The 23098-nt window shown below is 63.9% G+C and carries 24 protein-coding genes; 19 read left to right on the top strand and 5 right to left on the bottom strand.

From position 1 onward, the window contains the following. Nucleotides 1–53: 53 nt before the first annotated feature. A complete protein-coding gene (locus tag ATK23_RS09605) occupies nucleotides 54–1433 on the bottom strand; it encodes an aspartate aminotransferase family protein (protein ID WP_066141177.1) in 1380 nt (459 codons plus the stop codon). Further along, complete coding sequence (locus ATK23_RS09600; protein ID WP_066141175.1) at nucleotides 1430–1897, bottom strand: Lrp/AsnC family transcriptional regulator; 468 nt, start codon at nucleotides 1895–1897, stop codon at nucleotides 1430–1432. Before ATK23_RS09600 ends, ATK23_RS09605 begins: the two co-directional genes overlap by 4 nt. A gap of 210 nt (nucleotides 1898–2107) precedes the next feature. On the opposite strand from ATK23_RS09600, the gene ATK23_RS09595 reads away from it, so the two are divergent. The 8 genes from ATK23_RS09595 (at nucleotide 2108) to rpsN (ending at nucleotide 8186) form a co-directional block, all read left to right on the top strand. Beyond that, nucleotides 2108–3331, top strand: coding sequence for an ABC transporter substrate-binding protein (locus ATK23_RS09595; RefSeq protein WP_066141173.1), 1224 nt, complete (start codon nucleotides 2108–2110; stop codon nucleotides 3329–3331). A gap of 118 nt (nucleotides 3332–3449) precedes the next feature. Beyond that, on the top strand, nucleotides 3450–4583 hold the full coding sequence (locus tag ATK23_RS09590) for an ABC transporter ATP-binding protein (protein WP_066141171.1): 1134 nt from the start codon (nucleotides 3450–3452) through the stop codon (nucleotides 4581–4583). Then, nucleotides 4580–5503 (top strand): ABC transporter permease, encoded by a 924-nt coding sequence (locus ATK23_RS09585; RefSeq protein ID WP_052253594.1) that lies wholly within the window; start codon nucleotides 4580–4582, stop codon nucleotides 5501–5503. Before ATK23_RS09590 ends, ATK23_RS09585 begins: the two co-directional genes overlap by 4 nt. A 1-nt stretch (nucleotide 5504) precedes the next feature. Further along, on the top strand, nucleotides 5505–6302 hold the full coding sequence (locus ATK23_RS09580) for an ABC transporter permease (protein WP_038990285.1): 798 nt from the start codon (nucleotides 5505–5507) through the stop codon (nucleotides 6300–6302). A 336-nt stretch (nucleotides 6303–6638) separates the two neighbouring features. Further along, the gene (locus ATK23_RS09575; protein WP_066141398.1) at nucleotides 6639–7139 is read left to right on the top strand and encodes a MarR family winged helix-turn-helix transcriptional regulator; all 501 of its coding nucleotides are present in this window, start codon (nucleotides 6639–6641) and stop codon (nucleotides 7137–7139) included. Between the two features lie 328 nt (nucleotides 7140–7467). Next, nucleotides 7468–7704: a 50S ribosomal protein L28 gene (gene rpmB / locus ATK23_RS09570; RefSeq protein WP_013349911.1), complete on the top strand. Its 237-nt coding sequence runs from the start codon at nucleotides 7468–7470 to the stop codon at nucleotides 7702–7704. Nucleotides 7705–7706: 2 nt separating this feature from the next. Beyond that, nucleotides 7707–7877 carry a 50S ribosomal protein L33 gene (rpmG, locus tag ATK23_RS09565; RefSeq protein ID WP_013349910.1) on the top strand — a complete coding sequence of 57 codons (171 nt, stop codon included), beginning with the start codon at nucleotides 7707–7709 and terminating at the stop codon, nucleotides 7875–7877. 3 nt (nucleotides 7878–7880) lie between these two features. Beyond that, nucleotides 7881–8186: a 30S ribosomal protein S14 gene (gene rpsN, locus ATK23_RS09560; protein WP_038990287.1), complete on the top strand. Its 306-nt coding sequence runs from the start codon at nucleotides 7881–7883 to the stop codon at nucleotides 8184–8186. Between the two features lie 61 nt (nucleotides 8187–8247). Here rpsN and ATK23_RS09555 read toward each other — a convergent pair whose 3' ends face one another. Continuing rightward, nucleotides 8248–8829, bottom strand: coding sequence for a DnaJ family domain-containing protein (locus ATK23_RS09555; RefSeq protein ID WP_066141167.1), 582 nt, complete (start codon nucleotides 8827–8829; stop codon nucleotides 8248–8250). 219 nt (nucleotides 8830–9048) lie between these two features. On the opposite strand from ATK23_RS09555, the gene ATK23_RS09550 reads away from it, so the two are divergent. From ATK23_RS09550 to ATK23_RS09505, 11 genes are all read left to right on the top strand, one after another. Then, entirely contained in the window at nucleotides 9049–10017 is a 969-nt protein-coding gene (locus ATK23_RS09550) for an SDR family NAD(P)-dependent oxidoreductase (protein WP_066141164.1), read from the top strand. 174 nt (nucleotides 10018–10191) lie between these two features. After that, entirely contained in the window at nucleotides 10192–10476 is a 285-nt protein-coding gene (locus ATK23_RS09545) for an HU family DNA-binding protein (RefSeq protein WP_013349906.1), read from the top strand. 274 nt (nucleotides 10477–10750) lie between these two features. Beyond that, on the top strand, nucleotides 10751–11035 hold the full coding sequence (locus ATK23_RS09540; RefSeq protein WP_013349906.1) for an HU family DNA-binding protein: 285 nt from the start codon (nucleotides 10751–10753) through the stop codon (nucleotides 11033–11035). A gap of 156 nt (nucleotides 11036–11191) precedes the next feature. After that, nucleotides 11192–11800, top strand: coding sequence for a hypothetical protein (locus ATK23_RS16340; protein WP_157801650.1), 609 nt, complete (start codon nucleotides 11192–11194; stop codon nucleotides 11798–11800). Between the two features lie 43 nt (nucleotides 11801–11843). Next, a complete protein-coding gene (locus tag ATK23_RS16335; RefSeq protein ID WP_066141160.1) occupies nucleotides 11844–12434 on the top strand; it encodes a copper resistance CopC family protein in 591 nt (196 codons plus the stop codon). Between the two features lie 76 nt (nucleotides 12435–12510). Further along, entirely contained in the window at nucleotides 12511–13026 is a 516-nt protein-coding gene (locus ATK23_RS09530) for a copper chaperone PCu(A)C (protein WP_066141159.1), read from the top strand. Beyond that, nucleotides 13013–14149 carry a Dyp-type peroxidase gene (locus tag ATK23_RS09525; RefSeq protein ID WP_066141156.1) on the top strand — a complete coding sequence of 379 codons (1137 nt, stop codon included), beginning with the start codon at nucleotides 13013–13015 and terminating at the stop codon, nucleotides 14147–14149. The genes ATK23_RS09530 and ATK23_RS09525 overlap by 14 nt, the downstream gene beginning before the upstream one ends. Nucleotides 14150–14214: 65 nt before the next feature. Beyond that, complete coding sequence (locus tag ATK23_RS09520) at nucleotides 14215–16266, top strand: bifunctional copper resistance protein CopD/cytochrome c oxidase assembly protein (protein WP_066141154.1); 2052 nt, start codon at nucleotides 14215–14217, stop codon at nucleotides 16264–16266. Then, nucleotides 16259–17014, top strand: a complete 756-nt coding sequence (locus tag ATK23_RS09515) for a hypothetical protein (protein ID WP_066141152.1) — start codon at nucleotides 16259–16261, stop codon at nucleotides 17012–17014. Before ATK23_RS09520 ends, ATK23_RS09515 begins: the two co-directional genes overlap by 8 nt. Before the next feature lie 149 nt (nucleotides 17015–17163). Continuing rightward, a complete protein-coding gene (locus ATK23_RS09510; RefSeq protein ID WP_066141149.1) occupies nucleotides 17164–19071 on the top strand; it encodes an NHL domain-containing thioredoxin family protein in 1908 nt (635 codons plus the stop codon). A gap of 154 nt (nucleotides 19072–19225) precedes the next feature. Beyond that, complete coding sequence (locus tag ATK23_RS09505; protein ID WP_066141146.1) at nucleotides 19226–20464, top strand: MFS transporter; 1239 nt, start codon at nucleotides 19226–19228, stop codon at nucleotides 20462–20464. On the opposite strand, the gene ATK23_RS09500 is transcribed toward ATK23_RS09505, so the two are convergent. Both ATK23_RS09500 and ATK23_RS09495 read right to left on the bottom strand, forming a co-directional pair. After that, on the bottom strand, nucleotides 20461–21483 hold the full coding sequence (locus tag ATK23_RS09500) for a zinc ribbon domain-containing protein (RefSeq protein WP_141358465.1): 1023 nt from the start codon (nucleotides 21481–21483) through the stop codon (nucleotides 20461–20463). The two genes, ATK23_RS09505 and ATK23_RS09500, sit on opposite strands and share 4 nt — an antisense overlap. Before the next feature lie 66 nt (nucleotides 21484–21549). Then, nucleotides 21550–23088, bottom strand: coding sequence for a helicase HerA-like domain-containing protein (locus ATK23_RS09495; RefSeq protein WP_066141141.1), 1539 nt, complete (start codon nucleotides 23086–23088; stop codon nucleotides 21550–21552). Between the last annotated feature and the right edge of the window lie 10 nt (nucleotides 23089–23098).

Here is a 23098-nt window from a genome sequence, read left to right as displayed (position 1 = left end):
CGCTCTGACTAGTGCAAAAGGCCCGCAGGCGATACCTGCGGGCCTTGTCGCACCTAGATCCTGCTGGCCGCTTCCTGCAGCACGGTGCGCAGGATGGATTCGATCTGGTCGAACTCCGGCTGCCCGATGGTGATCGGCGGAGCCAGTTGGATGACCGGGTCGCCGCGGTCGTCGGCGCGGCAGTACAGTCCGGCCTCCCATAGTGCCGAGGTCAGGTACCCGCGTAGCAGGCGTTCGGACTCGGCATCGTTGAAGGTTTCCTTGGTCGCCTTGTCCTTGACCAGCTCGATTCCGTAGAAGTACCCGGCACCGCGCACATCGCCGACGATATCCAGGTCGGTGAGCTTGGAGAGCGTGGACTTGAACGCGTCGGCATTGTTCTTGACGTTCTCGTTCAGGCCCTCGCGTTCGAAGATGTCCAGATTCGCCATCGCCACCGCTGCGGCCACCGGATGCCCGCCGAAGGTGTAGCCGTGGTAGAACGTGGTGTCGCCCTTGGTGAACGGCTCGAACAGCTTGTCGGAAACGACCATTACGCCCAGCGGGGCATAGCCGCTGGTCAGCGCCTTGGCCGAGGTGATGATGTCCGGGACGTAGCCGAAGTCATTGCAGGCGAACATGGAGCCGATGCGACCGAAGGCGCAGATGGTCTCATCGGAGACCAGCAGCACGTCGTGCTCGTCGCAGATTTCGCGCACCCGGTCGAAGTATCCAGGAGGCGGCGGGAAGCAGCCACCGGAGTTCTGCACCGGTTCCAGGAACACCGCTGCCACGGTGTCGGGGCCTTCGAACTCGATGGCTTCGCGAATACGCTCTGCGGCCCACAGCCCGAAGTCCTTCTCGTTGTCGGCGAACATCTCCGGGGCGCGGTAGAAGTTCGTGTTCGGCACGCGGAAGGTGCCGGGCACCAGCGGTTCGAACGGGGTCTTCATATCCGGCAGCGAGGTGATGGCCAACGCGCCTTGCGGGGTGCCGTGGTAGGCCAGGGCGCGGGAAATGACCTTGGTCTTGCCCGGCTTGCCCTTCATCTTGAAATGCTGCTTGGCCAGCTTGAAGGCGGATTCGACAGCTTCGCCGCCGCCGGTGGTGAAGAAGACGCGGTTCAGATCGCCCGGCGCATAGCTGGCCAGGCGTTCGGCCAGGTCGATCGCCGGCTCATGGGCGTAGGACCACAATGGCATGAAGGCCAGCTTCTCGGCCTGCTTGGCCATGGCCTCGGCCAGTTCGGCGCGGCCGTGCCCGGCGTTGACCACGAACAGCCCTGCCAGGCCGTCGAAGTATTCGCGACCGGCATCGTCGTAGATCTTGTGCCCCTCGCCGTGCGAGATGATCGGTACCGGCGCACCGTTGGAAATTCCGGAGTGCCGGGCCATATGCATCCATAGGTGATCGCGAGCGGCCTGCTGGCGATCGGTACCACGTGGTGTGTTCATCGTGTTCCCCAGTTGTATTCCTGTTTTTTGAGTGAAAGGTAGGTGTACGTATTGGTGCTGACCACGCCTTCGAGCCCGCGGATCGTTCCGATCACGCGCAGCAGGTCTTCATCGTTCGAGCAGATGACCTCGGCGAGGATGTCCGAGCTGCCGGCAGTGACCACGCAGTAGTCGACCTCCGGCAATTCGGCGATCCGGTCGGCGGTGCCGCTGATGTCATTGGCGGCGACGATGCCGATCATGGCCTGGCGGGTGAAGCCCAATTCCAGCGGATTGGTGACTGCGACGATTTGCACGACGCGGCTCTCGACCAGCTTCTGCACGCGCTGGCGTACAGCCGCTTCGCTCAGGCCGACTGCCTTGCCGATGGCGGCATAGGAGCGCCGGCCATCCTCCTGCAGCTGCTCGATGATCTCCTTGGAAATTTCATCAATGGCCTGCGCGGTATGCGAGGGCAGCGTCATATCGACCTCCTAGGTCTAAGGGACTTTCCACAGACCCTACCTTCACTGAATCAGTTGCGAAAGGGGTATTTTCGAAAGATTTCAGTTTTAGTAACGCAATTTTTACAAGGAAACTTGCGTTCAGGTCTTGTTGCACCTGCGTATTGCTGGCAGGATGAACGTCAACACTCTCATGTGTGGCCGATCACATTCGTCGTTAGGACTCCAGCCATGTCGCACTCGCAACGCCGACTTCCGCAAGACCCGCAGATCCGCGCACTCGTCCAGGCCATGAGCCAGCGCAGCTACTCCCGCCGCTCGGTGCTTTCCGCCGCCGGCGCCCTGGGCCTGACCGGGCTGCTCGCGGCCTGCGGCACCGGTGGCAGCAGCACGCAAGCAGCCCCGTCGATCAAGGACATTTCTGAAACCGATCCGACGGTCAACTGGGCCAACTGGACCCTGTACCTGGATTACGACGATGAGAAGAAGACCTATCCGACCCTCGGTGCCTTCACCAAGAAGACCGGCATCGCGGTGAACTACCGCGAGGACATCGACGGCAACGACACCTACTACGGCAAGGTGCAGGGCCAGCTCAAGGCCGGGCAGGACATCGGCCAGGACATCGTCACGCTGACCGACTGGATGGCCGGGCGCATCATCCGCCAGGGCTACGTCCAGGAACTGGACCTGGCGAACATCCCCAACTCCGCCAACCTGCTGCCGAGCCTGAAGGAAGTCGACTTCGACCCGGGACGCAAGCACTCGCTGACCTGGCAGTCCGGATATGCCGGCATCGCCTGGAACAAGAAGGCGTTCCCGAAGGGCCTGAAGTCCGTCGAGGACCTCTGGGATCCGAAGCTCAAGGGCCGTGTCACCGTGCTCGACGAAATGCGCGACACCATCGGCCTGCTGATGATGCAGAACGGCGTGGACATCGCCGGCCAGTGGGGCGAAAGCGAATTCGGCGCCGCGACCGACGTGCTGCGCGAGAACATCGACAACGGCCAGATCCGCCAGGTCAAGGGCAACTCCTACAAGGAGGACTTCGTTTCCGGCGATGCGATCGCCGGCATTGTCTGGTCCGGGGACATCGTGCAGATGAACTTCGAGAACGACGACCAGTGGGAGTTCGTGCTCCCCGAAGCAGGCGGCACCCTGTGGAGCGACAACCTGATGGTTCCGGTCGCGTCGCCGCGCAAGGCCAACGCCGAGAAGCTCATGGACTTCTACTATGACCCGGCCGTGGCCGCGGAGGTCGCAGCCTACGTGAACTACATCTGCCCGGTGGTCGGCGCCAAGGAAGAAATGGAGAAGATCGACCCGGAACTGGTCAGCAACCCGCTAATCTTCCCGTCCGACGCCGATCTGGCCAAGGCGCACGTCTTCCGCTCGCTGGAGGCGGATGAAGAGACCACGTTGAACTCTGAATTCCAGAGTGCCATCGGCGCCTAGAAGCGGGGAATTCCATGAGACAACGAGCCGACATCTGCACGCGCAGAGGCGCAGTCCAGGCGCCTCGCCGTTCGGCGCCAACCGTTGACCAGAACCAGTTCCAGGAAGTGATAGGGGCATGACAATCTTGGCACCGCGTACTGAAACCACTGCCACCGGTGCGGACCTGCACCTGTCGGGCATCACCAAGCGCTTTTCCAGCTTCGTGGCGGTCAAGGAGCTCGACCTGGTGGTTCCATCGGGCACCTTCTTCGCCCTGCTCGGTCCGTCGGGCTGCGGCAAGTCGACCACCCTGCGCATGATCGCCGGCCTGGAAGCTCCCAGCGAGGGCAGCATTTCGATCGGCGGGCAGGACGTGACCGGGTTGGCCAGCCACCAGCGTCCGGTGAATACCGTGTTCCAGTCCTATGCGCTGTTCCCGCACATGAGCGTGCTGGAGAACGTGGCCTTCGGGCTCAAGCGCAAGAAGGACAAGCAGGCTATGGACAAGGCGAAGGCCGGTCTGGAGCTGGTGGAGCTGGGGCATCTTGCAAACCGCAAGCCGATCCAGCTCTCCGGCGGCCAGCAGCAGCGTGTGGCCCTGGCCCGCGCGCTGGTCAACCGCCCGCAGGTGCTGCTGCTCGATGAGCCGCTCGGTGCGCTGGACATGAAGCTGCGCCGGCAGATGCAGCTGGAGCTGAAGAACATCCAGACCGAGGTGGGCCTGACCTTCATCCACGTCACCCACGACCAGGAAGAGGCCATGACCATGGCCGACGTGGTCGCGGTGATGAATGGCGGGCGGATCGAGCAGATGGGTCCGCCGCGCGAATTGTACGAACTGCCCAAGACCGCGTTCGTCGCGAACTTCCTGGGCAAGTCCAACCTGATGCGCGGCACGGTCACGGGCCAGGAGGCAGGGATGCTCAGCGTCCTGGTCAATGGGCAGAGAATCCTGCTGCCGGCTGACCGCGCGGTGCAGGCTTCGGGCGAAGTGGTCGTCGGCGTGCGCCCGGAGAAGATCTCGATCTCGCGCGAGGGGTTTGCGGGGGAGAACCGCCTGACAGGCACCGTGATCGACGTGTCCTTCACCGGCACCACCACCGAATACCTGGTCGAGGTGGACGGGATCGGCACCATCGGGACCTTCGCGCAGAACCGCGGCCAGCAGCCGGCCGCCGAGGGCGACACCGTGCACCTGTCCTGGGAGGCGCAGCACTCCTTCGGCCTGGCCGGCGCCGAGCATGAGGACGCGGGGGTGGACCAGACATGACGCTGATGACTAGGAAGGGGATCGCCGACCTGCGCAGCCGCGAGGAGATCCGGGCGGAACGGCGCAAGGGGCGCACCGGCGTCTACCTGATCGCGCCTGGCATGCTGGTGCTCGCCCTGTTCTTCGCGCTTCCGGTTCTCGTGCTGCTGGCGATGAGCCTGTATGTGAAGCCCGAAGGCGCGGAAATCGGCGAGTTCGTGCCGGGCTTCGAAATCGGCAACTACGCCACGGTACTCGCCGCCTACTGGCCCGAGCTGCTGCGCTCCTTCGGCTTCGCGCTGATCGCCACCGTGCTGGCCCTGCTCATCGGCTTCCCGATGGCCTACCTGGTGGCGGTCCGCCTGCGCGAGAAATCGCTGCTGCAGGGCATCTTGCTGGTGCTGCTGATCGCCCCGTTCTTCTCCAGCTTCATCCTGCGCACCCAGGCCTGGAAGCAGATCCTGGCCGACGAGGGGTTCATCGCGCAGACACTGAAGTTCCTCGCGATCCTGCCGGCCGACGGGCACCTGACCGCCACGCCGATCGCGGTGGTTGCCGGCCTGACCTATAACTTCCTGCCCTTCATGGTGCTGCCGATCTACGCGAACCTGGGCAGGCTGGACACCCGGCTGCTCGAAGCCTCGGGGGACCTGTACGCCAGCCCGATGACCTCGTTCTTCAAGGTGACCCTGCCAATGAGCGCCCCTGGCGTCTTCGCCGGCACCCTGCTGACGTTCATCCCGGCCGCCGGCGACTACGTCAACGCGGCCCTGCTGGGCAATAACCGCAATACGACGATGATCGGCCAGGTCATCGACTCCAGGTTCTTCAAGGTCATTGATTACCCGGGCGCCTCGGCCCTGAGCTTCGTGCTGATGGTCTCGATCCTGATCCTGGTCACGATCTATATCCGCCGCTTCGGCACCGAGGAGCTGATGTAGCATGAAGCAGAAAATCGGACGCTGGTTCATTCCCGCCGTCGGCGGGCTGGCCTTCATCTACCTCTTGGTCCCGATCGCCTACATCTTCGTGTTCTCCTTCAACGATGCAGGCCGCACCAACCTGGAATGGCGCGGCTTCACCCTGTCGAATTGGCAGAACCCCTGCGGCGCTCCGGCAGTGTGCGAGTCGCTGGTTCACTCGTTGCAGGTCGGCACGGTGGCCACCATCGTCGCCACCGCCCTGGGCACGCTGATCGCCATCGGCCTGGTCCGCTACAAGTTCCGTTTCCGCAAGCTCACCGACGTGCTGATCATCCTGCCGCTGGCGACGCCGGAAGTGGTGCTCGGCGCGTCGCTGCTGGCGCAGTTCCTGAACCTCGGTTGGGAACTGGGCTACACCACCATCGTGATCGCCCACATCGTGTTCTGCATGTCCTTCGTGATAGTCACGGTCAGGGCGCGGGTTTCCTCGCTGGATCCGCGATTGGAGGAAGCTGCCGCCGATCTTTATGCCTCGCCGCGCACAGCCTTCTGGAAGGTCACGTTCCCGCTGCTGCTGCCGGGCATCGTGGCTGCCGCGCTATTGTCCTTCGCGATGAGCTTCGACGATTTCATCATCACGAACTTCAACTCCGGCACCTTCCAGACTTTCCCGAAGTTCATCTATGTGGCAGCGACCCGCGGCATCCCGGCCCAGGCGAATGTCATTGGCTCGGCAATGTTCATCCTCGCCCTGCTCGTGGTGGTCATCGGGCAGGTGATCAGCTACCGCAAGAAGAAGCAGCTGGAAAATTCCTAGCTGTCCCGCGCTCCGCTCCCAGTCCCGCGCTCCAGAAGCGCGGGACTTTGGCGTGCCCTGCGTGCTGGTTCGCCAATTCCATCGGGACGTGCCCTGGCCCGGATCCGGGACATGTGTTCGGCAGGTGGCAGATCTTCCGATTCGGTGCAGGAACCGTGGTGGCGGCAAGCGCCCGCGAGGAGAGCGCATTAGGATGGCTAGCGGATGGAAATATCGGCAAAGAACTGAATTATGGGCATCTGACATATAGTAAATACTTAGCTTTACAATATGTGCTCTACTGTTTGATGCTCTCCCGACCTGATAATGGCGGTTCTCGAAACGATTGGAAACTTCATGAGTGATAAGCCAGTTTGGCTCTCCCAGCCTGAACGCGACGCCTGGCTTGGACTGCATGCGGTCATGACTTTGCTGCCGGCTGCCCTGGACTCCGACCTGCACGGACTGGAAGGTATCACGCTCTTCGACTATCACATGCTCGCTATGCTCTCCGAGGCCAAGGACCACCAGCTGACGATGACGACACTGGCCTCGCATACCAGCGCCTCGCTGTCGCGGCTGTCGCATGTGGTGAAGAAGCTGGAGAAGCGCGGCTGGGTGATCCGCGAGCAGTCCCCAGAAGATGCCCGTGTGAAAATCGCCTCATTAACGCAGGAAGGGTGGGAAGCTGTGCAGCAAATGGCACCTCATCATGTTGCTTCGGTGCGCGGGCTGCTCTTCGATACCCTCGATGACAAGGATGTTAAGGATCTTACGCGGATTACACGCAAGATCACGACGTCGCTTGATGCAGATAATTGGATCCTGAACGCGGAGACTTCCGATTTGGAACACTGAGAAATTCTCGATAAGCTAATCAGGCGTTAATCGCGTGTGTTGCTATGCCGTATAACGGCAGAACAACTGCGCGTTGCCCGTAATACCGAATATCGTGGCCAACTGAGTACGGGGAAATTGCTCGACCGGTTGCGAAGTTCACCGACTTACATACTTTAAGGCTCTTCGGTTGGTTCTCACCCAGCCTGGTTACCTTCCTAGTGTGCAGTATTAACGGTGTTTCACTGGTTGGCGGGACTCATAACGCATCAAGCCGTGTCGATATTTAGGTATGGGCACTGTGCGCGAGTACCGCCGAATTTTACTACTAACTAACTGAGGAGTGATCATGGCAGCTGTTTGCCAGGTAACCGGTACTACTCCGGCCTTCGGACATAGCATCTCCCACTCGCACCGTCGCAACAAGCGTCGTTTCGATCCGAACATCCAGAAGAAGACCTACTACGTGCCTTCGCTGCGCCGTAAGGTGACCCTGACCCTGTCGGTCAAGGGCATCAAGGTAATCGATGCTCGCGGTATCGACGCTGTTATTGCTGACCTGATTGCGAAGGGTGTGAAGCTCTAAACATGGCAAAGAAGGATAAGGACGTACGTCCGATCATCAAGCTGAAGTCCACCGCTGGAACCGGTTTCACTTACGTAACCCGTAAGAACCGTCGTAACAACCCTGACCGCATGGTCATGAAGAAGTACGACCCGGTAGTCCGCAAGCACGTAGAATTCCGAGAGGAGCGCTAAGACATGGCCAAGAAGTCCAAGATCGCAAAGAACGAACAGCGCAAGGTCATTGTCGAGCGTTACGCTGCAAAGCGCCTCGAACTGAAGAAGACCCTGGTTGATCCAAACGCAACCGACGAAGCTCGTGAAGCTGCACGCGTAGGCCTGCAGAAGCTTCCACGCAACGCTTCCCCAGTGCGCGTCCGAAACCGCGACGCCATCGACGGCCGCCCACGCGGTACCTTCCAGAAGTTCGGCATCTCCCGTGTCCGCTTCCGCGACATGGCACACCGTGGTGAGCTTCCGGGCATCACCAAGTCTTCCTGGTAAGACCTGCAAGTCTTTTGACTTAGCAAGCCGCCTTCCCGTTTCGGGAGGGCGGCTTCGCCATTTAACGCCTCCACCACCGGCGTTTTGGCGGTGCACTCTCTTCCACTGGCGACGGTTTCTCCGCGCGGCGCTGTTGCCAGCCAAGCACCTCGGCAGTGGAATCGCGCAACGCGGTGATCACCGGGGGTCCGCCCAGCAGCTGGCGCCGTGCCTCAATGATGCGGGCGTTGAAATCCTCGATATGCTCCCGCACGGCACGCTCGGTGGGCAAGCGGTCCAGAGTTTGCTCCATCTGCTCATCTTCAACCCGCAAGGTCAGCGCAGGTGGTCCTAGACCGGTGAGCTGCTCGCGGCGCATCATCGACTTCAGCCACCAGTCGGGATCATCGTTGCTGGTGATGTGGTCGATCTTCTGTCCGGCGAGAGCCAGATTGTCGAAGTCGCCGCGGGCGAAGGCCTCATCGAGCACCGAGTTGGCCACCTCCCAGGCTTCGTCCTCGGCATGCAGCTGCAGGGGAGTCTTCTGCTTCTCAACGGGAGCCATCCCGGTGGCCTGCGCATACTCATCCACGGGCAGCGGCTCGCTGTCCTGCTTCATCTTGTACCGGGCCGCATTCAGCGCGGCATCCTCGTTATGCTCCATCTTCCAATGATCCCACCGCGGGCTGGAACCCGGCAATGCGCGTGCAGGCTTTCCAGAGCAATCCACGCAGGAGCTGGGCGAATAAAATCAATCCCCGCGGATCCGCGTGGATCGCCGAAGATCATGGGCACCACGTGCTGCTGCGAGGTGTCTGCGGGTTTGGCTCAATTGCCATGTCCCACCGGCATTCGAGGGCCCGCCCTGTAGTAGCGTGTAACCATGAAGCCAGCGACCCCCTACCCGCAACCCGCAGCCGACATCTACGCGAACCGGAAGCGGTGGGCGACACTGGGTCACGGCAAGACCGTCGTAGTGACCGGCGCGAATAGCGGCCTCGGCTTCTTCGCCAGCCTCGGCTTGGCGCAGGCCGGTGCGCAGGTCATCCTTGCCTGCCGCAACCAGAGCCGCGCAGAACATGCGATGGGGCAGATCCGGCGGCGCGTGCCGGAGGCCCGTGTCGAATTCATGCAGTACGACTCCTCACGCATTGAATCTGCCATGGGGCTGGCGGCAGAGCTGCGCAATCGGCCACTGGACGCGCTGATCGCCAACGCCGGGATTATCCGGGCGCCGCGGGAACGCCAAGGGGGCCTGCTCGGTTACGAGCTCACTATGAGCACCAACTTCATCGGACACGCACGATTGGCCGGCGAACTCGCCGACCGCTTCAGCCAGCCGATGCGGTTCATCGGCCTGGGGTCGATGTCCACACGTATGCTGGCCACCGATCCGCAGAATCTGGCCTTGGCCCGCGATTACCATCCCTACCGCGCCTATGTGCAGTCCAAGGCGGCAGTGCAGGCGTTCACCCTGGCCCTGGACCACCGGCTGCGCCAGCTGGAACTGCCGGCTCGTGCGCTGGCGATCCATCCGGGATATGCGCTCTCCGGGCTGTCCCCGCAGGTGCCCAGCATTAGTGAGCCGGACTACGCCAAGCGGCTGATCGGCCAATTGCAGGCTGGTTTCGCGCAGGGCAAACACGAAGGAGCGGTGGCCTTGGTCGAAGCGGCCTTGGCACCTGAATTGGATGCCGCGCCACGTGGCTGCTACCTGGGGCCGAAATTCCTGACGAAGGGCCCAACGGTACTGGCCAGCCCGGCGAAAGCGACCCGCGGCAAAGAGCTGCAAGGCAAAGCCTGGGAGCTGTTCGTGAAGGCAAATGAGGGACTCGATCCGTTCGCGCTGTAGGTCCCGGGTGAACTTTCACACCTTTGATTTGGCTAAAAATTCAGCAGAATCCGCATGATGATGCACTTTTTGTCGCCGCCAGCTGGTAAGTTCAACTCTTGATAAGTCCGTGCGACCGCGCGGCGTCCGGGCCCGGAAGAGGGTCTTGGATCACTAGTCCAGGAGGACCATACATTGGCTATGAACCGTAGCGAACTTGTTGCTGCTGTTGCAGCGAAGACCGAAAACTCCCAGGTTGCCGTCAACGGTGTTCTGGATGCAGTCTTCGAGGTTTTCGTCGACCAGATTTCCAAGGGTGAGAAGGTGTCGATCCCAGGTTGGTTGGCTGTAGAGCGCACCGATCGTGCAGCTCGTACCGGCCGCAACCCGCAGACCGGTGAAGCAATCCAGATTCCTGCTGGCCACTCGGTCAAGCTGACCGCTGGTTCGAAGCTGAAGGCTGCTGTAGCCAAGAAGTAAGCTTCCTGTCGAGCTTTGCGCAAGGCCCGCCAACCGTCCTCGGTTTGGCGGGCCTTGCCGCGTTAAGCAGCGTTGCAATAGCTTTTATTCAGCTCGAAAATGGTGCCGTTGAACCAAGAAAACTGCAATTAGTTGAAAAAATCCCGGTTTTCCGCCCGTTTTCCAGTGTTTCAGGGCAAAACGTTTGATATGTTCTCACTGATAAGTCCGTGCGACCGCGCGGCGTCCGGGCCCGGAAGAGGGTCTTGGATCACTAGTCCAGGAGGACCATACATTGGCTATGAACCGTAGCGAACTTGTTGCTGCTGTTGCAGCGAAGACCGAAAACTCCCAGGTTGCCGTCAACGGTGTTCTGGATGCAGTCTTCGAGGTTTTCGTCGACCAGATTTCCAAGGGTGAGAAGGTGTCGATCCCAGGTTGGTTGGCTGTAGAGCGCACCGATCGTGCAGCTCGTACCGGCCGCAACCCGCAGACCGGTGAAGCAATCCAGATTCCTGCTGGCCACTCGGTCAAGCTGACCGCTGGTTCGAAGCTGAAGGCTGCTGTAGCCAAGAAGTAAGCTTCCTGTCGAGCTTTGCGCGAGGCCCGACCCGCTCCGGGAAATCCAGGAGGCAGGGACGGGCCTTTTGCGTTATCTGGCACCATTTGAGGCATACTTCTACTTCGCGTAGAATCAGCCATGATTGAAGATTTCCACTAAGAATGGCTGCCCACCGTGTCACAGAAACCCGCTACCCGCGTACTGCGCGGCTGGTTAGCGGCAAGCGTGTGCACCTGGACAGCTTTTGCCGCCCACGCCCACAGCGCGCCCACTGCGCTGTCGGTCGTGGCCATGCTGCTGATTACCTGCGTTTCCGCGGCGATCAGTGTTGTGCTGGTTGGCCGTAAATTCTCCCTGTGGGCAACCAGCCTGGTCGTGCTGCTCAGCCAAGGGCTCTACCACTTGAGCCTGTCGGTGATGAGCCACCCGAGCGGCGATGTTTCCGGCATGGAGCACGTCCATCATGCGGGACGAAATCTGGAGCTGGCGCAGAACATCACCGCGCAGTACGCCAACGTGCATACCGAATCGATGCTCTACGCCCACGTGCTGGCCGCGATCGCCAGCGTTGTGGTGCTCAACGGCGGTGAACGCCTGCTCAAGGTCTTGGGCAGCTGCCTCACACTGTCAACGGCCCGGCGGATCCTCGCGCGCATTCGCGTGCAGGCTCCTGCTGCCCGGCCGCTCCGCGCCTACTTCCCCTTGCGCTTCCAACTCAAGCTGGCGCAACTGGGAAGGTTGCCGGAGCGCCGCGGTCCTCCCTGCTTCATTCTTGCCGCCTGAGAAAAGAATCGAAGCGCCCCGACAGGGGCTTGGAAGGAAAACCATGACCGTAGCAACCAAGAAGATCTCGCGCGTGATCGCCGTATTGGCGTTCTCCCTGCTGGCCTTTGCCGGCTCGATTAGTGCCGCGAACGCCCACGACCAGCTGATCGGCTCCACCCCGAAGGACGGGGCAACCGTCAAGCAGGCCCCGGAAGACATCACCCTGGAATTCTCCGGTGTGCTCCAGAGCTTATCCGGCGTGGACTCCACGGTGGTCTCGCTGACCCTTGATGGGGAAAAGATCGACGCCGAAGCGCAGACCAAGGGCACCAAGGTCACCATCACCCCGGCCCAGGAACTGGCCAACGGAGAGTACCAGCTGGCCTACCGCGTGGTGTCCTCTGACGGGCACCCGATCGAGAACAAGATCGGTTTCAGCATCGACGCGCCGCAGGCCGAACCGACCCTGGTCAGCTCCAGCGCGCCAGCCGCTCCAAGCGAGACTGCCGGCTCCGCTGACGAGGAACGAGGCCAGAACCCGGTCCAGGAACTGGGCAGCTCGGTGAGCCCGGTCATCTGGGTGATCATCGGCGTGGTCATCCTCGGCGGTGCGCTGGGCGTGCTAGCCAAGTTCATGCGCCAGTCCAAGTAACCCCCACTCTTCCGGTGCGCCAGAGGCCACCGCAGCCTTTGGCGCGCCTGCACACCGATTTTGAAAGCTTGAGAACATGAAATTCCAAAAGACTTCTGCACTGGCCTTGGGCCTCACACTGCTGCTCGCCGGCTGCGCGCAGGGCGCCGGCTCACCCGCACCGGGCAGCGAGCAGCAAACCGTCCGGCAGGCTGAAGCGCTGACTACGAGCGAGACCTGGGCAAAGGCCGCCGAATCAGGCATGAGCGCGGCCTTCGGCACCCTGCACAACTCGTCGGGCACCCCGATTGCACTGCACCAGGTCAGCAACGCGCAGGGCGACGAGATCCAGATCCACGAAATGCGCGGCACCGGCACCGGGATGACGATGGCGCAGCTCGAAGGGGACCTGGTGATCGAACCCGGGAAGGACGCGGTGCTGGCACCGGGCGGAAACCACTTGATGTTCATGGACCTGCAACAGCCGCTCGTGGCCGCCCAAACGGCGAGGCTGACGCTGGAGTTCGCCGACGGGTCGAGCACCGAGGTCGATTTCCCGATCCGCAACTTCGACGGAGCCAAGGAAAGCTACGACGAGCATGCCGGGCATTAGTGTCGATCGCCGGGCGCTGCTGGGCACCACCGCGGCCGCCGCGCTGGGCGGGATGCTCACCGGGTTCGGCACCGGCAAGCTCAGCGTGCCAGCGGCCAGCGCCGCTGAGCCTGGCTACCGCCCGTTCTACGGCAAGTACCAGTCGGGAATCCTCGATCGCCAGCAGGCCCACGCGGTGTTCGCCGGATGGGATCTGCACTGGCGCGAAGGGTCGAAGAAGGACCAGCTGCGCGCGATGCTGCAGATGATCACCGAAGATGCGGCCAGGCTGGCCAGCGGCCGCGGAGTGCTGGCCGACACCGAACCGGAAATGGCGCAGCCCGGATGCGAGCTGACGCTCACCGTGGGGCTGGGCCAGAGCCTGCTCGATGTGGCCGGGCACGGGCAGATCGGCACGTTGCCGCATTTCGCCGGCGACCAGCTCGAACAGCAGTACGGGCAGTGCGATCTGCTGATCCAGTTCTGCGCGCAGGATCCCACGGTGCTGCAGCATGCAGTGCGGGCGGTATCCAAGAACCTGCGCGGCCTGGCCTCCCGGCGCTTCGCCCAAACCGGGTTCGCAAGCCCTGGCGTGCACGGGTTCCGCAACCTGTTCGGCCAGCTGGACGGCGTCAACAACCCCGAGGGGGAGGTGCGCGCGGAAGCGGTGTTCGGCCAGCCGGGCTGGATCGAGAACGGAACCACGCTGGCGCTGCGCAGGTTCGAAATGGACCTGGATGGCTGGGACGAGGTGGACACCGCAGGACGCGACCATGCGCTGGGCCGGCGGCAGGCCGACGGCTCGCCGTTGTCCGGGGGCAGCGTCGATGACCCGGTGGACCTCGCAGCGGTCAATGGGCTCGGGCTGCCGGCGATCGCGGCCAACGCCCACGTGGCGCTGGCCAGGCCGGGCAGCGCCGATGAAGTCATGCACCGGCGGGGCTACAACTTCGCCGGGCAGGCTTCGGGCCTGCTGTTCGCCAGCTACCAGCGCGACCCGGCAACCAGCTTCATCCCGGTGCAGCACCGGCTGGCGGCCGCGGATGCGCTGAACACCTGGCTGAAGCCGGTGGGATCAGGGCTGTATGCGATCCTGCCCGGGGTGGCTGAAGGCGGCTATCTGGGGGAGCAGCTTCAAATGTGAGATGCGCCCAACCCGCCCGGCCGCACGGTGACCGGCCGGGCGAAGAATGAGATGATGAGAAGGTTATGGATACACAGCGTACGGTTTCAGTTGCCCGCTTCATCCTGCCCGGAATCCTCGCTGCGACGGTGGCCTTCCTGGCGGCGGTGTTGTTCACCGGGATCGCCCGGCCGGCGGAATTGGCCGATCCCGGGGCGTTCGTGCGCTGGTCGCTGCCCATCGCCCGGGCCATCCACCACGCCTCGATGGCGCTGAGCATCGCAGCACTGGTGTTCGCCGCGGCGATCATCCCGCGGGCCGCCAAGGTGACCCGCGATACCGAAGGGGACGCCCATCCGGCATTCACCCGCACGATGAATATCGCCGCCGTGGCGGCGGTGGTGTGGACCCTGTCCGCGGCCACCGTCATGCTGCTGACCTTCTGGGACCTGGCAGGCATCCCGATGAGCCTGGACCCGCAGTACTCGGCAGCGATCCTGGACTACATCCTGTCGATCACCACCGGACGGGCCTGGGCCTGGATGGTGGTGATCGCCGCCATCACCAGCTCGCTGGCGCTGGCAGTGCGCTCCAAGACCACGGTGGGGCTCAGCGCCCTCTTCTCGCTGTTCGGCATCCTGCCGCTGGCGTTCATCGGCCACGCGGCCGGGGGAGACGACCACTTCGCCGCGGTGAACTCCATCGGCCTGCACCTGCTCGCCGTGGTCCTCTGGTTCGGCGGCATCATGGTGCTGGCCCTGCTCGCTCCGACGCTGGGAGGCGAAGCGCCGGGCCGGGCCCGCGGGCAGGTGCTGGCCGGGGTAGTGCTCAAGCGCTATTCTGCGCTGGCCACCTTCGCGGTATTCCTGATGATCGGCTCCGGTCTGGCTTCCGCGGTCATCCGCATCACCGACTGGGACCAGTGGCTGACCCCGTATGGAACCCTGGTGGTCGTGAAGCTGCTGATCACCCTGGCACTGGGCATGCTGGGCCTGTGGCACCGGCGAATGGTGATTCCGAAGCTGCTGGAAGGCAAATTCACTGCGCTGCGCGCGGCCTGGCAGGTCGTGGCCGCGGAAGTCGTCCTGATGGCCGCAGTGATGTCGGTGGCCACCGTGCTGGCGCGCACCGCTCCGCCGACTTCCGACGCCCCGCCGGCCGAAGCGACCCCGGCGCGACTGCTCACCGGCTATGACCTGCCACCGGCTCCGGACACGGCCGCCTGGTTCACCACCTGGCGGATGGACTGGATCTGGGTGGCTGTGTGCCTGTTCGGCCTGGCCGTGTACCTGTGGGCGTTCATCAAGCTCGCCCGCCGCGGGGACAAGCCCAGCGTGCTGCGCCTTGCCAGCTGGATCGTCGGCCTGTTCGCGCTGTTCTACGTGACCAGCGGCGCGGTGGCGGTGTACGGCAAGATCCAGTTCTCCACGCATATGGTCGACCACATGTCGCTGACCATGATCGTGCCGATCTTCCTGGTCCTGGGCACCCCGGTCACGCTGCTGCTGCAGGTGCTGCCTTCGCGCGCCGATGGCACGCGCGGCCCGCGCGAATGGATCCTCTACCTGGTGCACTCGCGCTACTCGAGGGTGATCACGCACCCGATCTTCGCGGCCGTGAACTTCGCCGGCTCGATCGTGGTCTTCTACTTCACCCCGCTGCTCGAACCGGCCATGCGCTACCACGCCGGCCACGAGCTGATGAACCTGCACTTCCTGCTCACCGGCTACCTGTTCGCCCTGTCGCTGGTGGATGCCGACCCGGTTCCCAAGCGCTACCCGTATCCGATGCGCCTGGTGGTGCTGCTGGCCACCGTCGCCTTCCACGCTTTCTTCGGCGTCGCGCTGATGAGCACCGAAACCCTGCTGGCCCCCGACTACTTCGGGAACATGGGCCGGACCTGGGGCGGCACCGCGCTGGAAGACCAGGTGGTGGGCGCCGGGGCGATGTGGGCGATCGGCGAGGTGCCGACGCTGGTGCTGGCGATTTTCGTGGTCATCTCCTGGCTGCGCCAAGACAAGAAGGACACCAAGCGCTACGACCGCCAGGCCGAGCGCGACAACGATGCAGAGCTGGCTGCCTACAACGAAATGTTCGCCCGCTACAAGCAGGCCGACCGAAGGGACCCCCGTGCCTAGCACCAAGAAGATCCTCGCCTCCTCCCTGCTGGCCTGCGCGCTGCTCGCGGCCACCGCCTGCTCCGCGGAGCAGGAGATGCCGCAGGACGAGACCCACAAGATCGCCGTGCAGGGCACCGCGACGCCCAGCGCCTCCGAGAAAGCTGAAGAGCCTGCGGAAATGACCACCGCGCAGGTGGCCACCACCGCCGGGGCAGTGATGGCCGCCGAGCTCGGCTTCCCGGCCAGCGCGAAGATCCAGGGCAAGGACCTCGAATCCCTGGCCACGCCGCCCACCGACACGCTCAAGGACATCGTGGTGCTGCCGGCCCAGTGCTCGGCCCCGATCGAGGATTTGAACTGGTCGCCGGTGCAGCTGGGCACCGAGGCGGCGCGCACCGACTTCACCAACGAGAACCAGTCGATCACCGGTTCGGTGGAGGTCGCCAAGCTCGGCGACCAGGCGGCCAAGGTCGCGGCGCACAACAAGAACGTGGCCACAATCCTGGACGAATGCAAAACCGTGAAGCTCAACGGCCTGGATTACCGCGAGACCCTGAAGTTCTCGGATCCCGGCGTGCCGGAAGCCGATTCGGCCCTGTACTACAGCCGCGACGGGCAGTATGCGCAGGATTCGCTGGTGCTGATCAAGAGCACCGATCAGTACGCGGTGATGGTTTCCTTCATGTCCGCGACCTCGCTGCAGGATGCCACCTTCAACAAGGTGGCCACCAGCATCTTGGACACCGTGCTAGCGCAGCTGCCCTAGCGGGAATACCCGGCGCGGGCCGGTGGTTGCACCAGCAAGAACTTCACACTTTTCTCAATGTTGCTTAACACCGTTCGCCCGTTCGGGCGGCGGTGGCAGATAATTGAGCTTCGAATTGCCGCAGCCGCGGCGACAGCGAAAGGATGACCATGAGCACTTCCGAATCCGTCCGCGCCAATTACAAGGTGCGCGCCAGCGAGCTGCTGGGCCGGAACTGGCTGAATACCGGCGGCAAGCAGCTGGATCTGGACGCCCTGCGCGGCAAGATCGTGATCCTGGACTTCTGGACCTTCTGCTGCATCAACTGCCTGCACGTGCTCGACGAGCTGCGCCCGCTGGAGGCGAAGTACTCCGACGTGCTGGTCACCGTCGGCGTGCATTCGCCGAAGTTCGAGCACGAAGCCGATCCGGACGCGCTGGCCGCAGCCGTGGAACGCTATGAGATCCACCACCCGGTGCTCGATGACCCGGAGCTGGTCACCTGGCAGGCCTATGGGGCGCGTGCCTGGCCAACCCTGGTGGTGCTGGATCCCGAAGGCTACATCGTCGCCCACCTTTCCGGCGAGGGCCATGCCCAGGGCCTGGGCTCGCTGATCGAGGAACTGGTGGCTGAGCACGAAGCCAAGGGCACGCTGCACCGCGGCAACGGGCCGTACGTGGCTCCCGAGGCCCGCGAAGGCGACCTGCGCTTCCCGGGCAAGGCCATCGCCCTGGCCAACGGCAACTTCCTGGTGGGCGACTCGGGCCACCACCGGCTCGTCGAGCTGGCCGGGGACCTGTCCACCGTGGTGCGCACCATCGGCGCCGGGGTGAAGGGCTACGCCGACGGCGACGCGGACACCGCCCAGTTCAACGAGCTGCAGGGCCTGGCCGCACTGCCGGCCGAGCTGGCCGCGGAACTCGGCTACGACGTAGTCGTTGCCGACACCGTCAACCACCGCCTGCGTTCGGTCAACCTGGCCACCGGGCAGGTGGGCACCCTGGCCGGCAACGGCGTGCAGCGCCTGCTGGACTCGGAGAACGCCCGCCAGGAAGTCCAGCTAACCGAGCTGGGCACCGACGCGCTGAACATCTCGCTGTCCTCCCCATGGGATGTGCTCTACCACCCTTCGGGCAAGATCATCATCGCAATGGCCGGCACCCACCAGATCTTCGCCTTCGACCCGCGCACTAGTGCGGTGTCGGTCTTCGCCGGCACCGGCCTGGAAGGGCTGGCCGACGGGGCACCGGACCAGGCCTGGTTCGCCCAGTCTTCGGGCTTGGCCCTGGACGGGGAGAACGTGTGGATCGCCGACTCGGAAACCAGCGCCCTGCGCTGGATCGAGGTCGAAGACGGCCAGGCCCAGTCGGTGCACACCGCGGTGGGTACCGGGCTGTTCGACTTCGGCTTCCGCGACGGCGACGCCGAGGCGGCGCGCCTGCAGCACCCGCTGGGCGTTGCGGTGCTGCCTGACCACTCGATTGCGATCGCCGACTCGTACAACGGCGCGGTGCGCCGCTTCGATCCGGCCACCAAGACAGTCTCCACCCTGGCCAAGGGGCTGAAGGAACCGGCCGACGTGCTGGTTGACAGCTCGGTGGACGGCGAACCGGTGCTGCTGGTCGTGGAGACCAACACCCACCAGCTGGTGCGCATCCCGATTCCTGCCGAGGCCCTGGTGGTGGACGAAGGCGCCAGCCAGACCCAGCGCCCGAAGACCCGCGTGCAGGCAGGAAAGCACGAGATCCTCGTGCGCTTCGCAGCGCCGAAGGGGCAGAAGCTCGATGACCGCTGGGGCGATCCGACCCAGCTGAAGATCTCGGCCAGCCCGGAGGAGCTGATCCTCGACGGGGCCGGCACCTCGGTGGGCCTGACCCGCACCCTGGAGCTGAACCCGGAGGTGGCCGACGGCGTGCTGCACATTTCCGCCCGCGCCGCGGCCTGCGACGGAGAGCCGGGCGGCGAGATTCCCGATCACGCGGCCTGCCACCTGTACCAGCAGGACTGGGGCATCCCGGTCGTGCTTGATGCGGACGGCGAGAACGAGCTGCTGCTGGATTTGCGCGGCGTGAACTAGAAAAAGGCGCACCCGAGGGTGCGCCTTTTCCATGCCCGGCGAAAGACGGCATCACAACGATAATCTGAGGAAACCTCAGCATTTTCCTGCCCAAGTAGCTAGACTGGAGGGCGGGAGGAGCCGGAGGGATCCGGCGATAAGTATGGCGTCGAAAATGTTCCGTGCACTGGAAATACCAAATTACCGGTTGTGGGTGATCGGCGCGCTGGTCTCCAATATCGGAACCTGGATGCAGCGCGTGGCCCAGGACTGGCTGGTGCTCACCGAGCTCACGGACCACGATGCGGTGGCCACCGGCATCACCACCGGCCTGCAATTCCTGCCGGTGCTGCTGCTGGGCCCCTATGCCGGTCTGATCGCCGACCGCTTCAACAAGCGCCGGCTGCTGATCCTCACCCAGAGCTTCATGGGAGCCTGCGCCCTGATCCTCGGCCTGCTGGTGGTCACCGGCACCGCGCAGCTCTGGCACGTCTACGTGCTGGCCACAATGCTGGGCATCGGCGCCTCCTTCGACGCGCCGGCACGCCAGGCGTTCGTCTCCGAAGTGGTTCCGGGCACCCACCTGGCCAACGCGGTGGCGTTGAACAGCGCCAACTTCAACCTGGCCCGGCTGGCCGGTCCGGGCGTAGCCGGTGCGGTCATCGCCCTGGTCGGCACCGGGCCTGCCTTCCTGCTCAACGGCGCCTCCTTCCTTGCGGTGATCTCCTCGCTGGTGTTCATGCGCAAGGACGCGCTGAACCCCTCCAAGCCGGTAGAGCGGGCCAAGGGGCAGGTGCGCGAAGGCATCGCCTACGTGAAGAACCGCAAGGACCTGCTGCTGATCTTCTTCCTGGCCGGGGTGATCGGCACCTTCGGGCTGAACTTCCAGATGACCAACGCGCTGATGGCTACCGAGGTCTACGGGGTGGGCGCAGGGGAGTACGGAATCCTGGGCTCCATCATGGCCGTGGGCACCTTCGGCGGCGCGCTGCTGGCGGCACGGCGTTCGGCTCCGCGTTGGCGCTACTTGATCGGCGGCGGCGTGTTCTTCGGCATCGCCGGGGTCGCCAGCGCATGGATGCCCAACTACATCGCGTTCGCCCTGGTGCTGATCCCGGTGGGACTGGGGTCGCTGACCTTCCTGAACAGCTGCAACACCATGTTGCAGACCTCGGTGCCGCCGCAGTACCGGGCGCGCGTGCTGGCACTGTACCTGATGGTGGTGATGGGTGGAACGCCCATTGGCTCGCCGCTGATCGGCTGGTTCGCCGAACTGTTCGGGATCCAGATCGCCGTGACCATCGGGTCCGGGCTGTCGCTGGCCGCCAGCCTGGCGGCGCTGCTGGTCTGGCAGAAGTTCAAGACCAACGCGGTGCCGCTGCGCAGCCAGTTCCGCGAACTGCTCGGGCGCTAGCCGGCCACCTGTTCGCCGCCGGCCACCGGGACCACCGACACTTCGGTGGTGCTGGTTGTCAGCTGGGCAGTGAAGGAGTAGTCCTCCTTGACGGTCTTCTTGGCCTTGGCACCGGTGCGCAGATCCTGCTCGGTCAACGTCAAGGTGGCGGTGGTCTTCAGCGGGGAGAGCACCCAGGCGCCGTTGTAGTAGTTCACTTCAATGGTCGGGTACTTCGAAATGGACCAGTCGATGGTTGCCGGGTCCACGCGCGCAGAGGTGTTGTAGGCGAACGGGCAGCCGGACGGCATCAGCACCTGCTGTTCGGCGCAGTCGTTGAGGTACTTCTTCACCTTGGTGTTGATGGCTGCGATGAATTCCTTGGTCGGCTCCGTCTTCAACGCGATCTCCACCGGTTCCTCGGCAGGCGCGGTGACCACCATGCCGCGGGTGTCGGCCGCGAAGTTCTTGGTGCTGAAGCTCGCGTCGAGGATCGCAGGGTAGAACACCGGCAGGGTGCTCACGCCGGCGGACAGCGGGATCTTCTGCTCGTTGACCGTGACTTCGTTGACGGTGTTGGCCTTGATCTTCACGCTGGGCAGGGTGCTCGGCTCGAAGGCCCACTTGTCGAACAGCAGCCAGGATTTGCCGGCATGGCGCAGCGTGTAGGTGGATTCCTTCTCCACACCGTGGGCCTTGTAGTGAGCGGTGACGGTGCGCAGCTGCTCATCGCCGTCGACCGGCTGGGCCTTGTCCGTCGTGAACTCCGTAATCCCGGCCTGGGTGCGCTTGAGCACGTCCCCGTCCAGGGCCACCGCGTCGCCCTCCGGGACCTGGGCCTGCATCAGGCCCAAGGCCTCGGCGCCTTCGCCCTTGGCCAAATGCTGCTGCAGCGCCTTCACCTGGTGCTGCGGGGAGAAGAGCGTGCGGTTGGCGGCAATCGACCCGGCAATGACCAGGACGATGACTGCCGCTGCGGCCATGGCCCAGCGAAGCGCCAGGCGGGCAGCGGAGATCTGCATGGAATTACGAGTGTTCATCAGTAGCTAGGCTATCTGGTTTCCGGGCCCAGATAGTAAACGGCGTGCTGGAATGAGCGGGTAATATCACCGGCGACGGCGCTTGCGGTTGCCGAAGAAACCGCGGATCAGCTCGCGGCCAATCACCTTCGCGGCATCCATGGCCATGTCCATCATCGGGTTCGCTTCCTGCCGCTCCCGGCCCTGGCGTGGTGTACTTTCCCGAGACGGTTCCGGCGCCGCCTCGGGAACCGGAGCCGCGGCCGGCTGCGCTGCCTGGGCTTTGGCGTCGAGCATTTCGCGGGCAGAATCACGATCCATCGCGGCCGAATATTGCGCCGCCAGTGCCGAGCTGCCGCGGACCTGCTCTAACCGCTCGGAGGAGGCGGGGCCGATATTCGAGCCCGGCGAGGACATCTTGGTCCATGCGACCGGGGTCGGAGCGCCCTTTTCGCCCAGCACGGTCACCACCGCTTCGCCGACCCCGGCCTGGGTCAACGCCTCCTGCAGGTCCAGCTCGCCGGAGGGGAAGGTCTTGATGATCTGCTTGAGCGCGCTCTGGTCCTTGGCAGTGAAGACACGCACCGCATGCTGGATGCGATTGCCCAGCTGGCCGAGCACCTCGTCGGGCAGGTCGGTGGGGGACTGGGTGATGAAGAACAGGCCCACGCCCTTGGAACGGATCAACCGCACGGTGCTGATGATCGCGTCGGTGAAGGCCTTGGTCGCATCCTTGAAGAGCAGGTGGGCCTCGTCGAGGAAGAACACCAGCTTGGGCTTGTCCAGGTCTCCGGCTTCTGGCAGGTCCTCGAACATGTCGGCCAGCAGCCACATGAGGAAGGTGGAGAACAGTATGGGCTGGGAGCTGACCGAGGGCAGTTCCAGGATGTTGATGACGCCTGCGCCGTCGCGCACCTGCAGGAAGTCCGCGGTATCGAACTCGGGCTGGCCGAAGAACTGGTCCAGGCCCTGGGTCTGCATGATGGTGATGCCCCGCAGGATCACCGACGCAGTGGACGAAGACACCCCGCCCAGGGCTTCCAGTGCCTTGGCACCGCCGTCGCTGAGCAGGAAGCTGATGACCGCCTTCAGATCGCTCAGGTCATCGAGCGGAAGCTTGTTGGAATCGGCGTAGTGGAAGATCAGCTGCAGGCATTCTTCCTGGGTCTCGTTCAGTTCCAGGACGCGGGCCAGCAGGATCGGTCCGAAAGCGTCCACGCTGGCGCGCACCGGGACGCCCTCGCCCTTGCCTACCAGGCTGAGGATTTCGACCGGATTGGTGCGCGCAGTGAACTCGTGGCCCAATTCGGCCAGACGGGCTGTGAGCTTGTCCGACGGCTCGGCAGGCTGCGCCAGGCCGGTCAGATCGCCCTTGACGTCGGCCAGGAATACCGGAACGCCGGCCACCGAGAGCTGTTCTGCCATGGTCTGCAGTGTGACGGTCTTGCCGGTGCCCGTGGCGCCGGCAATCAGGCCGTGGCGGTTGAGCATCTTCAGCGGCAGGCGGACCTGGGCGGCCGGCTCGGCCTTGCCGTCGATCAGCGCAGCCCCGAGCTCCAGGCACGCGGATTCGAAGGCATAGCCTTCAACGAGGCTGTTCAGCAAAGTATTCGTTTCCTGGGGCATGGCATCACTC

Origin of the sequence: Glutamicibacter nicotianae, from assembly GCF_002797775.1 — a bacterium.
In the GTDB taxonomy this organism is placed as follows: domain Bacteria; phylum Actinomycetota; class Actinomycetes; order Actinomycetales; family Micrococcaceae; genus Glutamicibacter; species Glutamicibacter nicotianae.
The sequence above is the reverse complement of the archived record's forward strand: the minus strand, read 5'-3'. Positions and strand labels throughout refer to the sequence as shown.

What these genes read in the sequence shown, in the direction of transcription:
- ATK23_RS09605 (WP_066141177.1), bottom strand. Translation starts at nt 1,433, where the DNA reads ATGAACACACCACGTGGTACCGATCGCCAGCAGGCCGCTCGCGATCAC.
- ATK23_RS09600 (WP_066141175.1), bottom strand. Translation starts at nt 1,897, where the DNA reads ATGACGCTGCCCTCGCATACCGCGCAGGCCATTGATGAAATTTCCAAG.
- ATK23_RS09595 (WP_066141173.1), top strand. Translation starts at nt 2,108, where the DNA reads ATGTCGCACTCGCAACGCCGACTTCCGCAAGACCCGCAGATCCGCGCA.
- ATK23_RS09590 (WP_066141171.1), top strand. Translation starts at nt 3,450, where the DNA reads ATGACAATCTTGGCACCGCGTACTGAAACCACTGCCACCGGTGCGGAC.
- ATK23_RS09585 (WP_052253594.1), top strand. Translation starts at nt 4,580, where the DNA reads ATGACGCTGATGACTAGGAAGGGGATCGCCGACCTGCGCAGCCGCGAG.
- ATK23_RS09580 (WP_038990285.1), top strand. Translation starts at nt 5,505, where the DNA reads ATGAAGCAGAAAATCGGACGCTGGTTCATTCCCGCCGTCGGCGGGCTG.
- ATK23_RS09575 (WP_066141398.1), top strand. Translation starts at nt 6,639, where the DNA reads ATGAGTGATAAGCCAGTTTGGCTCTCCCAGCCTGAACGCGACGCCTGG.
- rpmB (WP_013349911.1), top strand. Translation starts at nt 7,468, where the DNA reads ATGGCAGCTGTTTGCCAGGTAACCGGTACTACTCCGGCCTTCGGACAT.
- rpmG (WP_013349910.1), top strand. Translation starts at nt 7,707, where the DNA reads ATGGCAAAGAAGGATAAGGACGTACGTCCGATCATCAAGCTGAAGTCC.
- rpsN (WP_038990287.1), top strand. Translation starts at nt 7,881, where the DNA reads ATGGCCAAGAAGTCCAAGATCGCAAAGAACGAACAGCGCAAGGTCATT.
- ATK23_RS09555 (WP_066141167.1), bottom strand. Translation starts at nt 8,829, where the DNA reads ATGGAGCATAACGAGGATGCCGCGCTGAATGCGGCCCGGTACAAGATG.
- ATK23_RS09550 (WP_066141164.1), top strand. Translation starts at nt 9,049, where the DNA reads ATGAAGCCAGCGACCCCCTACCCGCAACCCGCAGCCGACATCTACGCG.
- ATK23_RS16335 (WP_066141160.1), top strand. Translation starts at nt 11,844, where the DNA reads ATGACCGTAGCAACCAAGAAGATCTCGCGCGTGATCGCCGTATTGGCG.
- ATK23_RS09530 (WP_066141159.1), top strand. Translation starts at nt 12,511, where the DNA reads ATGAAATTCCAAAAGACTTCTGCACTGGCCTTGGGCCTCACACTGCTG.
- ATK23_RS09525 (WP_066141156.1), top strand. Translation starts at nt 13,013, where the DNA reads ATGCCGGGCATTAGTGTCGATCGCCGGGCGCTGCTGGGCACCACCGCG.
- ATK23_RS09520 (WP_066141154.1), top strand. Translation starts at nt 14,215, where the DNA reads ATGGATACACAGCGTACGGTTTCAGTTGCCCGCTTCATCCTGCCCGGA.
- ATK23_RS09510 (WP_066141149.1), top strand. Translation starts at nt 17,164, where the DNA reads ATGAGCACTTCCGAATCCGTCCGCGCCAATTACAAGGTGCGCGCCAGC.
- ATK23_RS09505 (WP_066141146.1), top strand. Translation starts at nt 19,226, where the DNA reads ATGTTCCGTGCACTGGAAATACCAAATTACCGGTTGTGGGTGATCGGC.
- ATK23_RS09500 (WP_141358465.1), bottom strand. Translation starts at nt 21,483, where the DNA reads ATGAACACTCGTAATTCCATGCAGATCTCCGCTGCCCGCCTGGCGCTT.
- ATK23_RS09495 (WP_066141141.1), bottom strand. Translation starts at nt 23,088, where the DNA reads ATGCCCCAGGAAACGAATACTTTGCTGAACAGCCTCGTTGAAGGCTAT.